General features: G+C 40.5%; 10 protein-coding genes and 4 tRNA genes. All 14 read left to right on the top strand.

Annotated elements, in window-relative coordinates; all coding sequences use genetic code 11:
• The first annotated feature begins 44 nt into the window (after window positions 1-44).
• Entirely contained in the window at window positions 45-977 is a 933-nt protein-coding gene (locus tag AC59HZ_RS20915; RefSeq protein ID WP_496547706.1) for a YybS family protein, read from the top strand.
• Between the two features lie 24 nt (window positions 978-1,001).
• On the top strand, window positions 1,002-2,975 hold the full coding sequence (locus tag AC59HZ_RS20910) for a DHH family phosphoesterase (RefSeq protein ID WP_496547705.1): 1,974 nt from the start codon (window positions 1,002-1,004) through the stop codon (window positions 2,973-2,975).
• Complete coding sequence (gene rplI / locus AC59HZ_RS20905) at window positions 2,972-3,421, top strand: 50S ribosomal protein L9 (RefSeq protein WP_496547704.1); 450 nt, start codon at window positions 2,972-2,974, stop codon at window positions 3,419-3,421. The genes AC59HZ_RS20910 and rplI overlap by 4 nt, the downstream gene beginning before the upstream one ends.
• A 170-nt stretch (window positions 3,422-3,591) precedes the next feature.
• Window positions 3,592-4,950: a replicative DNA helicase gene (gene dnaB, locus AC59HZ_RS20900; protein WP_496547703.1), complete on the top strand. Its 1,359-nt coding sequence runs from the start codon at window positions 3,592-3,594 to the stop codon at window positions 4,948-4,950.
• 229 nt (window positions 4,951-5,179) lie between these two features.
• A complete protein-coding gene (locus AC59HZ_RS20895; RefSeq protein ID WP_496547702.1) occupies window positions 5,180-6,472 on the top strand; it encodes an adenylosuccinate synthase in 1,293 nt (430 codons plus the stop codon).
• A gap of 314 nt (window positions 6,473-6,786) precedes the next feature.
• Window positions 6,787-6,862 (top strand) — tRNA-Lys (locus AC59HZ_RS20890).
• Between the two features lie 38 nt (window positions 6,863-6,900).
• A tRNA-Glu gene (locus AC59HZ_RS20885) sits at window positions 6,901-6,972 on the top strand.
• A 68-nt stretch (window positions 6,973-7,040) separates the two neighbouring features.
• Window positions 7,041-7,117 (top strand) — tRNA-Asp (locus AC59HZ_RS20880).
• 6 nt (window positions 7,118-7,123) lie between these two features.
• Window positions 7,124-7,196 (top strand) — tRNA-Phe (locus AC59HZ_RS20875).
• Between the two features lie 397 nt (window positions 7,197-7,593).
• Window positions 7,594-9,039 carry a peptidoglycan DD-metalloendopeptidase family protein gene (locus AC59HZ_RS20870; RefSeq protein WP_496547701.1) on the top strand — a complete coding sequence of 482 codons (1,446 nt, stop codon included), beginning with the start codon at window positions 7,594-7,596 and terminating at the stop codon, window positions 9,037-9,039.
• 191 nt (window positions 9,040-9,230) lie between these two features.
• Window positions 9,231-9,941, top strand: coding sequence for a response regulator YycF (yycF, locus tag AC59HZ_RS20865; RefSeq protein ID WP_430063993.1), 711 nt, complete (start codon window positions 9,231-9,233; stop codon window positions 9,939-9,941).
• Between the two features lie 7 nt (window positions 9,942-9,948).
• Window positions 9,949-11,775, top strand: coding sequence for a cell wall metabolism sensor histidine kinase WalK (walK, locus tag AC59HZ_RS20860; protein WP_496547700.1), 1,827 nt, complete (start codon window positions 9,949-9,951; stop codon window positions 11,773-11,775).
• A complete protein-coding gene (locus AC59HZ_RS20855) occupies window positions 11,772-13,094 on the top strand; it encodes a YycH family regulatory protein (protein WP_496547699.1) in 1,323 nt (440 codons plus the stop codon). The genes walK and AC59HZ_RS20855 overlap by 4 nt, the downstream gene beginning before the upstream one ends.
• Window positions 13,081-13,878 carry a two-component system regulatory protein YycI gene (locus tag AC59HZ_RS20850; RefSeq protein WP_496547698.1) on the top strand — a complete coding sequence of 266 codons (798 nt, stop codon included), beginning with the start codon at window positions 13,081-13,083 and terminating at the stop codon, window positions 13,876-13,878. The genes AC59HZ_RS20855 and AC59HZ_RS20850 overlap by 14 nt, the downstream gene beginning before the upstream one ends.
• Window positions 13,879-13,881: the final 3 nt, after the last annotated feature.

Below are 13,881 nucleotides of genomic sequence, written 5' to 3'. Positions count from 1 at the left end.
CTAAAATAAAGAGATGGATTTCCAGAAAATTTAGGGGTGAAGTAGTGAAAAATGTACGTAAACTAACAGAGGGTGCCATCCTTTTAGCTGCATTTACTGTGCTCTTATTAATAACCATTTATATCCCACTCATTGGTTCCATTATAAATATTGTACTTCCAGCACCGTTTATCATATTTACAGCTAAAAATAATATTAAAAACATCGCAGCCTTTTTTGTAGCGAGTATAATCATTTCGTTTATTGCGGCTTCTTTTATGGGATTAGCCATGATGCTTATTTATGGAACAACTGGTATGATCATTGGATATATGCTGCAAAAAAATAAAAGCAGATCTGCCATTTTAATTGCTAGTTCCCTGGCCATGATGGCTGGAATCATTATTTTTTTTGTAGTAACTTCCGCTTTTATGAAAATGGATATCATCCATGAACTGCAGGCAGCTTTAAATCATTCCTTAAAACAGTCAGAGGAAATGCTTAAATCAGTGGGAAAAGAAAGCCAAATAGAACAGCTGAAAAAACAGGTTGATATGGTCCTAACACTTTTACCAAGCGTTCTAATTTTGGGGTCCATTGTTCTTTCCTTTATCATTCAGTGGGTTTGTTTTCCTATCGCTAAGAGATTTGGTATAAATGTTGAGCCATGGGGAAGCTTGAGGAATCTATCTTTACCAAGAAGTATTCTCTGGTATCTTTTAATAGCTTTAGGAGCAAATTTACTTGTAAGACCGGAAGAGGGCACCTATTTATTTTCTGTTCTAAGTAATGCGATTTACATATTGGGGACGTTTATGGTTGTCCAGGGGCTCGGATTTTTATTTAATATTTTCCATCAAAGGTCCATTCCTAAAGGGATTCGTGTCCTTGTAGTAATTCTTGCTTTCATGATACCAATTGTTCATTATATAATAATGATATTAGGAATAACCGATATAGGATTTGATTTAAGAAAACGTTTTGAAAAAAAAGAGTAAGACTTGCGTTTAGGAGCTGAAATAATGCCTGCATTTTTAGAAAAGCGATCGATCCGTTACCCATTTTACGGGTTAATAGGCGTTACAGTGGTATTGCTTATAATCCTGTCCTTATATAATTGGATATTAAGCCTGGCAGGTCTTTTCTTAATGTTCATCCCGCTTTACTATATGTTCGTCATTGAACGGCAGCAAAGAAAGGAAATGGAGGAGTATATCTCAACCCTCTCCTATCGGGTCAAAAAAGTCGGCGAAGAGGCATTAATGGAAATGCCGATTGGGATTATGCTCATCAATGATGATTATTATATCGAATGGACAAATCCATTTCTTACTTCCTGCTTTGACCAAGACACACTAGTGGGAAGATCGCTTTATGATGTAGCTGACACGCTGATTCCACTAATAAAACAGGAAGTAGAAACAGAAATCATTACGCTCCATGAGCGGAAATTCCGGGTTATACATAAACGTGAGGAACGTCTTCTATACTTTTTTGATGTAACCGAGCAAACGGAAATTGAGAAAAAGTATCAGGATGACCGGACCGCTATTGCCACTATCTTTTTAGATAATTATGATGATCTTACTCAAGGCATGGACGACCAAATGCGCGGGAGCATCAATAACTTGGTCACTTCAATTTTAAATAAGTGGGCCCAAGACAATGGGATATTCCTGAAGCGGGTTTCCTCTGAACGATTTATCGCTGTTTTCAGTGAAAGAATCCTTCATATTTTGGAAAAAGGGAAATTTTCCATTTTGGATGAGGTTAGGGAAATGACTTCAAAACAAAATGTTTCCTTTACCTTAAGCATTGGTGTCGGGACCGGTGTCACGTCCTTGCCTGAATTAGGGACGCTTGCGCAATCAAGCCTCGATTTGGCCCTCGGCAGGGGCGGAGATCAGGTGGCGATTAAACTTCCAAGCGGCAAGGTGAAATTCTTCGGAGGTAAAACCAATCCTATAGAAAAACGGACCAGAGTCAGAGCAAGGGTTATTTCTCACGCTTTAAAGGATTTAATTACAGCAAGCGACAAAGTCATTGTAATGGGTCATAAAAATCCAGATATGGACTCCATCGGGGCCAGCATTGGAATTTATAAAGTGGCGCAAATGAATCAAAAGGATGCCTATATTGTTTTAAATTCAATGGATATTGACAACGGTGTCGGACGACTTATGAATGAAATCCGCAGCCAGGAGCACTTATTTTCACATTTTATCGGTTCAGAAGAAGCGCTTGAAATTGCTACTGATAAAACTTTGTTAGTAGTAGTTGATACTCATAAACCATCGATGGTTTTGGAAGAAAGGCTGTTAAACAAAATTGATAATGTTGTTGTCATTGACCATCATCGCCGCGGTGAGGATTTTATTTCGAATCCGCTGCTTGTTTATATGGAGCCCTATGCCTCTTCGACTTCTGAGCTGGTGACGGAATTCCTAGAATACCAGCCCAAGCGCGGGAAAATAGAGATGATTGAAGCGACTGCCCTTTTAGCAGGTATTATTGTCGATACAAAGAGCTTTACGCTCAGAACAGGTTCACGGACATTCGATGCAGCATCCTACCTGCGGGCACATGGTGCCGATACGATCCTCGTCCAGAAGTTTTTGAAAGAAAATGTTGATACATATATCAAAAGGTCCAAGCTGATTGAATCGGTCTCCTTCTATCATGAAGGGATTGCGATTGCCAAAGGAAATGAACATGATTTATATGATCAGGTCATTATAGCCCAGGCTGCCGATACGTTATTGACGATGGACGGAGTGATGGCGTCATTTGTCATTTCGAAACGAAACGAAGGTGTGATTGGCATCAGTGCCAGGTCATTAGGTAACATCAATGTCCAAGTCATCATGGAAAGCTTAAAAGGCGGCGGACACCTTACCAATGCGGCGACCCAGTTGTCCGGCTTAACCATTGCGGAAACAGAAGGCAAATTGAAGCTGGCGATAGATGACTACTTTGAAGGAGGAAAAAAGGAATGAAGGTAATTTTTCTAAAGGATGTAAAAGGTAAAGGAAAAAAAGGCGAAGTGAAAAATGTAGCCGACGGATATGCCCATAACTTTTTAATTAAGCAAGGCCTGGCAGTTGAGGCCAATAATGCAAATATCAGTTCATTAGATGCCCAGAAGAAAAAGCAGGATAAAGAAGCGGCAGAAGAGCTTGCTGAAGCCAAAAAGCTTAAAGAAAAGATCGATCAAATTACGGTTGAATTAACCGCTAAAGCTGGCGAAGGCGGCCGTTTGTTTGGTTCGATTACGACAAAGCAAATTGCTGAAGAGCTGCAAAAGAAGCAAGGAATCAAAATTGATAAACGTAAAATGGAATTAAATGATGCCATCCGCACACTTGGTCACACGAAAGTGCCTGTAAAACTTCATCATGAAGTAACAGCGACGTTAACAGTATCGGTGAAAGAAGTAAAATAATAGACTGTAAAAAATTTGCCAGTTTCATTTTAAAATAATCATGATAGAATATAAAAAGTAAGCAATGGGACGTGATCGGTTATAACTGGTCACTTTTTTTCTTGATTGGATATCGAATATGATATGATTGATTTGAATTATTCCTCTTCATTAGGAGGTTTTGAATATATATGAGTAATGATTTATTAGCAGACCGCATGCCCCCGCAAAATATTGAAGCTGAACAAGCTGTATTAGGGGCTATTTTTCTTGAACCGTCTTCTTTGACTATGGCATCTGAAATCCTGATTCCAGAAGATTTCTATCGTGCTGCCCACCAAAAAATCTTTAATGTGATGCTGAATTTAAATGATCAAGGGAAAGCCGTTGACTTGATTACCGTTACCGAGGAATTAGCTGCGGCTAAATTGATTGAGGATATCGGTGGCGTCAGCTATTTGAGCGACCTCTCCGGGGCTGTTCCTACAGCTGCTAATATTGAGTATTATGCTAGAATCGTAGGTGAGAAATCACTATTAAGAAGATTAATTCGTACGGCTACCAATATTGCTCAAGATGGCTATACCCGTGAGGATGAGGTTGATGCCCTTTTAAGTGAAGCGGAAAAAAATATTATGGAAGTAGCAAATCGGAAAAATGCCGGTGCCTTTCATAATATTAAAGATGTACTCGTGCGGACCTATGATAATATCGAAGTTATGCATAACCGTGTTGGTGATATTACCGGCCTTGAAACAGGGTTTGTTGACCTTGACCGGATGACAGCAGGTTTTCAGCGCAATGACTTGATCATTGTTGGCGCCCGTCCTTCCGTTGGTAAAACAGCCTTTGCCTTAAATATTGCCCAAAATGTTGCCAAAAAAACAGGCGAGAATATTGCCATTTTTAGTCTTGAGATGGGTGCTGAGCAGCTGGTCATGCGTCTCCTTTGTGCCGAAGGGAATATTGATGCGCAAAGGCTTCGTACCGGTTCCCTGACAGAGGAAGACTGGGGTAAGCTGACGATGGCAATGGGAAGCTTGTCAAACACGGGGATTTTTATTGATGATACCCCAGGTGTGCGTATCAGTGATATTCGTTCAAAATGCCGCCGCTTAAAGCAGGAGCATGGTATAGGTATGATTTTGATTGACTATTTGCAGCTCATTTTAGGAAGCGGCCGTTCCGGCGAAAATCGTCAGCAGGAAGTATCAGAAATTTCCCGTTCCCTTAAGCAGTTAGCCCGTGAGCTTCAAATACCTGTTATTGCCTTATCTCAGCTTTCCCGTGGTGTCGAGCAGCGTCAGGATAAGCGTCCGATGATGTCCGATATCCGTGAATCCGGGTCGATCGAGCAGGACGCCGATATTGTTGCCTTCCTATATCGTGATGACTATTATGATAAGGAATCCGAGGCAAAGAATATCATTGAAATTATTATTGCGAAACAGCGTAATGGTCCAGTTGGAACCGTGCAGCTGGCGTTTGTCAAAGAATATAATAAGTTCGTCAACATCGAGACGAGGTATGATTCCCCGCCAGGAGCATAAAGAGCTAGCCATATTTTAATGGCTGGCTCTTTTTTTGATAGATTAATAGGAGAGGTTATCTTTAAGGTGCCTTGTTGCAGCTAGAATCACAATTTAATATTTTACGAACATATTTTAATAGACTGATATAAAATGTTCGTGTTTCGTTTGATTTTTGGTCACATAATTGATAAACTATGATGGTGTGATAATAAATTAATGGACGTTAAAAATTTTGGAGGTGCCTTACATGTCATCAGTAGTGGTTGTTGGTACGCAATGGGGAGACGAAGGAAAAGGGAAAATTACGGATTTCCTTTCAGAAAATGCTGAGGTCATTGCACGTTATCAGGGCGGTAATAATGCTGGCCACACGATTAAGTTCAGCGGAGAAACCTACAAATTGCACTTGATTCCATCAGGAATTTTTAATAAAGAAAAAATTAGTGTAATCGGAAATGGAATGGTTGTCGATCCGAAAGCTTTGGTAACCGAACTTGCATATTTACATGAAAAAGGAATTTCAACTGAAAATCTGCGCATCAGCAATCGTGCCCATGTCATCCTTCCTTACCATTTAAAATTAGATGAAGTGGAAGAAACGCGTAAAGGTGCTAATAAAATCGGAACAACGAAAAAGGGTATCGGACCTGCATACATGGATAAGGCAGCCCGCGTTGGTATCCGCATCGCTGATTTACTTGACCGTGAAATTTTTGAAGAAAAATTAGTACAAAATCTTGAAGAAAAGAATCGGCTATTTGAACGCATTTACGAAACGGAAGGATTCAAAAAGGAAGATATTCTTGATGAGTATTTCGAATATGGCCAGCAGATTGAGAAATATGTTTGTGATACCTCTGTTGTCTTAAATGATGCGCTGGATGAAGGTAAGCGTGTGTTATTTGAAGGTGCTCAGGGTGTTATGCTGGATATCGACCAAGGTACCTATCCATTCGTAACCTCCTCAAATCCAGTGGCTGGAGGCGTAACGATTGGATCTGGAGTGGGTCCTTCTAAAATTACTCATGTTGTCGGTGTTTGTAAAGCCTACACTTCCCGTGTTGGGGACGGGCCATTCCCGACTGAGTTAAATAATGAAATTGGAAATCGCATTCGTGAAGTTGGCCGTGAATATGGTACGACAACAGGCCGCCCTCGCCGTGTCGGCTGGTTTGACAGCGTCGTTGTCCGCCATGCACGCCGTGTCAGCGGTTTAACCGATCTGTCTTTGAATTCTATAGATGTGTTAACTGGCATTGAGACATTAAAAATTTGTACGTCTTATCGTTATAAGGATGAGATAATTACCGAGTATCCAGCAAATCTAAAGGTTTTATCGCAATGTGAACCGATTTATGAAGAGCTGCCAGGTTGGACGGAAGACATTACTGGCGTTAAATCATTAGATGAACTGCCTGTAAATGCCCGCCACTATGTGGAACGTGTAACACAGCTGACTGGTATTCCGTTATCGACGTTCTCAGTCGGTCCGGATCGTACTCAAACAAATGTTGTTCGCAGTCCTTGGAGACAGATTTAAATATGTGTGAGAAGCCCGCTTGCTTTGCGGGCTTTTGTTTTTTTCGGCAAAGTGAATCAAGAAAAAGGTTAGATTATTTTTTTTGAAAAATATTTTAAAAAAAGTATTGCATTTATAATATAAACCATGATAATATAAAAAGCGTCGTCACAAACGAGACACTTAGTACGAGCCATTAGCTCAGTCGGTAGAGCACGATCGAATAAGCTTCTTGGAAACAGCTTCAGGGCACACGCCGAGCTGCTGCTTGCATAAGCATACTGAGGCGGGGGCATCTGACGACGAAATAAAAGATTAGTGAATTATTTAAGTACGAGCCATTAGCTCAGTCGGTAGAGCATCTGACTTTTAATCAGAGGGTCGAAGGTTCGAGTCCTTCATGGCTCACCAAAGTTTTTTGCATTAGCAAAATATGTTTCAATATGTATGGCCCCTTGGTCAAGCGGTTAAGACACCGCCCTTTCACGGCGGTAACACGGGTTCGAATCCCGTAGGGGTCATCGGCATTTGGCGGTCGGCAAAAGGCTGGCAAGGACGGTCTCCTTGCTGACTGTCATTAATATAATTTGGTCTGGTAGTTCAGTTGGTTAGAATGCCTGCCTGTCACGCAGGAGGTCGCGGGTTCGAGTCCCGTCCAGACCGCCACTAGTTGGCTCAGTAGCTCAGTCGGTAGAGCAAAGGACTGAAAATCCTTGTGTCGGCGGTTCGATTCCGTCCTGAGCCATCCCAAAAAGAAGCTTGCAAACGCGCAAGCTTCTTTTTTTACCCTTAAAACACTTTTATTGTAACAATAGTGCAATATTTGCCCCCGTTTTTTACAAATCCCGATACTAAGCTCGTCCCGTGTAAAACAAACACCATCCTACTCTAGCACTATTAAAATACTTGATTTACTAGGTATTCCTCCCTGTTATATTAAAAATCCACAAAAGAAATTCGTGAAAATTTGACTATGATATTTCAAGTAAATGTCGGAAAATGTCAACTGTTATACATTTTTGTTACATTATTGAGACTATTAAATTATTAACAAAAAATTATGGTAAAGTTAAGAAGGTCTAAAATTCTGGAAAATTCATTACTAGATTAATAGGGATTTACCGTGGTTTAGGAGGAAAAAAATGTTTTTGTTGAATACAATTTCCAAAACAAAAAAGTTAATCATAAAGACAACAATTATTACTACGTTAGCAGCATCTGTCGTGGCTTTAAGCAATGGGCCTATTGCATTAGCGACTTCATCCCAACTATCAACCGTTTATCATGTATATCTCAATGGTACATACATTGGAAACGTCACCGATAAAGCTGTAGTAGACAGAGTAATCAATGACAAAGTCGACGAATTTAAAAAATCTAATAAAGATCTAAATTTAGGTTCCCAGGTTGAATATATACCAGAACAGGTTTTCAATTCATCTGTCAATGATCTTGAGACCATCCAAAATCTTAAAAACACATTTCAGCTGCAAGCAGAAGCAGAAGCGATTGTCATCGACGGTAAGCCAGCGGTTTACGTTGCGGATAAAAATACTGCTGAAGAAGTCATTAAAGACCTAAAACTGAAATATGTGTCAGAAGATCAACTAAAGGAACTTGATGATAGAAAAGAACAGGCGGCAACAAATCTTCCACCATTGAAAGAGAACGAAACCCGTTTATTGGATGTTCGCTTATCTAAGAACGTCACTATTGAAGCTGAAAACATTGAGCCAGATCAAATTTTGTCAGCTAGTGATGCTGTTACTTTTTTACAAAAAGGAACATTACAGGAAAAGAAATACGCGGTTCAAGAAGGCGATGCCCTTGAATCTATTGCTCATAATAACGGCTTAAAGGTTCCTGAGCTTTTGGCTTTGAATCCCGGTCTAACAGGGGATTCCCTCTTAAAAATCGGCCAGGAAATTAACGTCACTGTGTTAAAACCATATGTAGAAGTAGTCGTAGAAAAAGAAGTCAATCAAAAAGAAGTGATTGCCTATGCGGATCAGGTAGTTGAAGATTCCTCTATGCCGAAGGGCGAGACGAAGGAAAAGCAACAAGGGCAAAATGGCTCCCGGACTGTAACTTATAACATTTCAGAACAAAACGGTGTTGCTGTTAAAAAAACGCAAACGAGCGAACAAATACTTCAGCAGCCTGTTAATCATATTGTGATTAAAGGCACCAAAGCCATTCCTTCCCGTGGTGAGGGCAGCTTTGCCTGGCCGACTGTAGGCGGCTATGTTTCCAGCCAAATGGGCTATCGCTGGGGCAAGATGCACAAAGGAATTGACATTGCCAGACCTAGCAACAAAACCATTAAAGCTGCCGACAACGGCGTTGTTGTATCTGCCGGATACGATAATGGAGGATATGGAAATAAAGTAATAATCGACCATAAAAATGGCTTCCGAACCTTATACGGCCACATGTCATCGATCAATGTAAAAGTAGGCCAAACGGTTTCAAAAGGCACTGCTATCGGAATTATGGGGGCTACCGGTGATGCAACAGGTGTCCATCTCCATTTTGAAGTATATAAAAACGGCGGCCTGGTGAATCCGCTTAGCTATTTAAGAAGATAACATGTTGAAGTCTCTAGTGTCTGCTAGAGACTTCTCTTTATTTTTTTTGCAAAGATTTACCTTGCCAATCTTGACAAATGCTACTAATAGGTGAATTTAAGCTGAAACAATGGTAAAGTAAAATAGAATAGGTATGACTACTAGTGATTTTTTTATATTGAATAGATTACATTTTGAAAAGGAGAAATGGTATGGAAAAGAAAATTCTCGTTGTTGATGACGAAAAGCCAATTGCAGATATTTTGCAGTTTAATCTCAAAAAAGAAGGTTATGTTGTCTATTGCGCCTATGATGGAAATGAAGCACTCCAATTAGTAGAAGAGATTCAGCCAGACTTAATTCTCTTGGATATTATGCTGCCGCTTCGGGATGGCATGGAAGTCTGCCGTGAGGTCCGCAAAAAATATGAAATGCCGATCATTATGCTGACAGCTAAGGATTCCGAAATTGATAAAGTTCTTGGACTTGAGCTTGGTGCAGACGATTATGTAACAAAGCCGTTTAGCACAAGGGAATTAATTGCCCGTGTAAAAGCAAATTTACGCCGTCATCAGCAAATCCTGGCTCAGCCGGATGCTGAAGCGGAAACGAACGAAATTGAAATTGGCTCTCTTGTGATTCATCCGGATGCCTATGTCGTGTCAAAGCGCGGTGAAACGATTGAACTAACCCATCGGGAGTTTGAGCTTCTTTACTATCTGGCGAAGCATATTGGCCAGGTTATGACGAGAGAACATTTATTGCAAACCGTGTGGGGTTACGATTATTACGGGGATGTCAGGACTGTCGATGTAACCGTAAGACGTCTGCGTGAAAAAATTGAGGATAGCCCAAGCCATCCAACGTGGATTGTTACGCGCCGCGGTGTTGGCTACTATTTGCGCAATCCTGAACAGGAGTAAGGCATTGATGAGAAAGGTTGGCTTCTTTCGCTCCATACACGTAAAATTTGTTATCATCTATGTCCTCCTTATATTAGTCGCGATGCAAATTATCGGTGTTTATTTTGTCAGGCAGCTAGAAGAAACTTTAAGAACAAACTTCCAAACTTCCTTAAAAGAACGCGTTAATTTGCTTGGCTATAATATTGTTCAGGAAATGGAAAAAGAAAGAACTCCTGAAGATCCAAGCCTCGAGGATGATATTAAAAAGACCCTAAAGGATTTTGTGACTGGTGATATTTTGGAGGTACAGGTGATTGAAAACGGCTCACTTAAAATCCTTGGTGCCTCTCCCTCCAGCAGTCAGGGTGTAGTAGGCCAAAGGACAACAGAGCTCCGGGTAAAACAATCGATGACCTTGGAAGAGGAACAAAGCGCCATCAAGATTGACCGGAAAAACGGCTATCGGATTTGGGTCCTATCCACCCCGATTAAGTCGGACAAAAAAGTGATCGGCGCCATTTATCTTGTTGCTAAAATTGAAAATGTGTTTGAACAAATGAAAACCATTAATGGCATTTTTGCAACCGGGACAGCCATTGCTTTATCGATTACGGCTGTTTTAGGCATATTGCTCGCCCAAACCATCACCAGGCCGATTGCTGATATGAAGAAGCAGGCGTTAGCGATGGCGAAGGGGAATTTTTCGCGGAAGGTTAAAGTGTATGGTTATGATGAAATTGGTACACTCGCGATCACCTTTAACAATTTAACGAAAAAGCTCCAAGAGGCCCAGGCCATGACAGAAGGAGAACGAAGAAAATTATCCTCCGTCTTGTCGTATATGACAGATGGAGTTATTGCCACAGACCGTAAAGGACGGGTTATTTTAATCAATGACCCCGCCGCGGAGATGCTGAATGTTTCACGTGAAACAGTTTTGTCCCAACCGATTGTGGAGTTGTTAGATTTAGACGATGCGAATACCTTTGAGGACCTATTAGAAGAAAATGATTCCTTAATACTGGACTACAGCACGAAGAAAAAACGCTATATTCTACGCGCTAATTTTTCAGTAATTCAAAAAGAAACCGGTTTTGTAAATGGACTTATTGCCGTTCTGCATGATATCACAGAGCAGGAAAAAATTGATATTGAACGTCGAGAATTTGTTGCCAATGTTTCACATGAGCTCAGGACTCCTTTGACAACGATGAGGAGCTATTTGGAGGCACTGGCAGATGGTGCATGGCAGGATGAAGAAATTGCTCCTAATTTTTTAGAGGTAACACGGACGGAGACGGAAAGAATGATCCGCCTTGTCAATGACCTCCTTCAGCTATCAAAAATGGATAGTACCGATTACAAGCTGACTATGGAATGGGTTAATTTTGTCGATTTCTATGACCGGATTATTGATCGGTTTGAAATGTCCAAGGAACAAAACGTCACCTTTAAACGAAAGCTGCCAGACGAGGCTATCTTTGTTGAGGTCGATGAAGATAAGATGACGCAAGTGTTGTACAATATCATTTCCAATGCTTTGAAGTATTCGCCTGAAGGCGGCCTGGTAACTTTCTCGATTGAAGAAGAAGAAGATCGAATCATTGTTAGTGTATCGGACCAAGGAGTGGGAATACCAAAAGAGAATATTGGAAAGATATTTGACCGTTTCTATCGTGTTGATAAAGCGAGAACCCGGAAATTGGGCGGTACGGGTCTTGGGCTGGCCATTGCACAAGAAATGGTGAAAGCCCATGGCGGGTCTATTTGGGCAAGGAGTCAAGAAGGAAAAGGAACGATTATTTCTTTTTCACTGCCGTATGAGCGTTCTGAAGAGGATGAATGGTCATGAGATACGAAAATATTAAATCAGTGATTTTAACGATATTGGTTTTGGTTAGTATTTTGTTAACATGGAATCTTTGGACCTATCAGCCTTATTACGAAAAAATGGAAAATAGTAATTATGTTGCCGAAGTAACCGTTAGTGAAAAACAAGAGGTTCAAAAGATTGTCAGGCCTGATCAGATTCTTTTCCATATAAAAGGGCAGCATTATGGAATGAATAACACAGCTGAAATTGACAAAGTGGTAAAGGAATTAGGTCAGTGGACCTTTTTTGATGTGAAAAATGTAACGGAGAAAATCGAAAATATTGAGGAACTAAGCCATAATAGCGGCAATACTGAGATCCAGTTTCCAGGGGAAGTCCCAATCGAGTTATATCGTACTGTCTTGAACATTGAGGGGAAAAAGATACCTGCTTTCAACTTTAATCGAATAATTATTAATGTTGAGGGTTCTGATAAGGATAATGGTATTGTTTATTTTGTTTCAACTGAAAATCAGCAGGTTTATATCAGCCACATTTCCTCTAACAATTTAAACGAGTTTAATCAAAACTTTTATAAAAATGCGGCGAGCCTGCCGCGTTACTTTGGGTATAAGGCATCTGAAAAACGGACGCTGTTCCTGCCTGAAGGGGATCGGGAAATGATGAGGTATAAATACCTGCCAAAAGACCTTAATTCCGATGAGTTTAAAGAAGCGCTTTTCAGCAATCCAAGTTTTGTCCAAAAAAGCCCGCTGCCTTCAGGGGAAGAATATACCGATGATTCTAGCAAAATGACGGTGAATTTTGATAGCAATATCCTCCTCTATGTCAATCCAACGGCAGAGGAACGATATATTGCCAGTTCATATGATTTAGTAAAACGGAGTATTGATTTTGTTAATGAACACGGCGGGTGGACAGACCCTTACCGTTTCGTTTCCAAAAGTGAATATAACCGCTCGGTTACCTTCAGAATGTACAGTAGGGATGGCTATCCTGTTTTTAATGAAAGAGGACTGTCGGAAATTACAGAGGTTTGGGGCCGGGATGAAATCAACAAATATATACGTCCAAACATTGCTTTAGAACTCCCATTAACAACTGAAATCCAAAAGGTTATCCGTCCCTCCGGCCATGATGCCCTGAAGTTTTTACAAAACAAAAAGAACTTTAAGCCAGAGCTCCTGCAAGAAATGGTCTTAGGCTATCGGATGGAAAGGGATGCGGAAGAAAATATGCTGATCCTTTTAGAACCAGCCTGGTTTTATCGCTATGATAATTCGTGGGAAGAAATCACGATGGATGATCTGGGAGGACTGAAGCATGGATTGGAGTAAAATTAAAACGATATTTATTTTAACGTTCCTGATACTGGATGTATATCTCCTATTTCAATTCATGAAGATCAGAGATGCCAATAAATATGAGGTTTTAACGGAGGCCTCTGTGGAAGAGAAATTGAAAGTAGATGAGATCAAATATGTGGAACTGCCGAAGAACCCGATAAAGGCTCAATATCTTAGCGCTAAGCCTAAAACCTTTACCAAAGGGGATATTGACAAACTAAAGAGTCAATCTGCTTCTCTTAAAGGGCCGGGGACGACACTGCAGTCGACGCTGGTGAAGCCTTTGCAGCTAACTTCTAAGTTTGAACCAGCAGAGCTTTCTTCTTTTTTAAACGAAAATGTCCTGTACGGTGATCATTATCAATTTTGGAAGAAAGATGATAAAAAAAATACAATCACCTATTTTCAGCGAAGTGACAATATGCCTTTGTATAACAATATCAACGGGATGATCACCTTCAATTATAATTCCGATAATCAAATTGTTTCCTATCAGCAAACCTATCTTGAAGGAATTGAAAAGCTGGCGGATAAAGAAGAGATACTCCGTCCGTTAAAGGCGATTGAAACGCTTCATCAAAAGGGAGTCTTGAAACCGAAGAGTAAAATTACGAAGATCGAGCTCGGCTATTCAACGCTTGTTCCGCTTTCGGCCTCCCAATTATTAGCGCCAACCTGGCGCTTTGTGGTCGATGATAAGGAGAGTTTGTTCGTAAATGCCTTTGAAGGTGAGATCATTGATTTTAACAGCGAAGAAAAAATAAGTGTGGAGTGAAAT

The organism is Neobacillus sp. DZ-9, from assembly GCF_059587065.1.
The sequence above is the reverse complement of the archived record's forward strand: the minus strand, read 5'-3'. Positions and strand labels throughout refer to the sequence as shown.

Bases quoted from the DNA above. Each gene is read 5' to 3' on its own strand.
- AC59HZ_RS20910 (WP_496547705.1), top strand. From the start codon at position 1,002: ATGCCTGCATTTTTAGAAAAGCGATCGATCCGTTACCCATTTTACGGG.
- rplI (WP_496547704.1), top strand. From the start codon at position 2,972: ATGAAGGTAATTTTTCTAAAGGATGTAAAAGGTAAAGGAAAAAAAGGC.
- dnaB (WP_496547703.1), top strand. From the start codon at position 3,592: ATGAGTAATGATTTATTAGCAGACCGCATGCCCCCGCAAAATATTGAA.
- AC59HZ_RS20895 (WP_496547702.1), top strand. From the start codon at position 5,180: ATGTCATCAGTAGTGGTTGTTGGTACGCAATGGGGAGACGAAGGAAAA.
- AC59HZ_RS20870 (WP_496547701.1), top strand. From the start codon at position 7,594: ATGTTTTTGTTGAATACAATTTCCAAAACAAAAAAGTTAATCATAAAG.
- yycF (WP_430063993.1), top strand. From the start codon at position 9,231: ATGGAAAAGAAAATTCTCGTTGTTGATGACGAAAAGCCAATTGCAGAT.
- walK (WP_496547700.1), top strand. From the start codon at position 9,949: ATGAGAAAGGTTGGCTTCTTTCGCTCCATACACGTAAAATTTGTTATC.
- AC59HZ_RS20855 (WP_496547699.1), top strand. From the start codon at position 11,772: ATGAGATACGAAAATATTAAATCAGTGATTTTAACGATATTGGTTTTG.
- AC59HZ_RS20850 (WP_496547698.1), top strand. From the start codon at position 13,081: ATGGATTGGAGTAAAATTAAAACGATATTTATTTTAACGTTCCTGATA.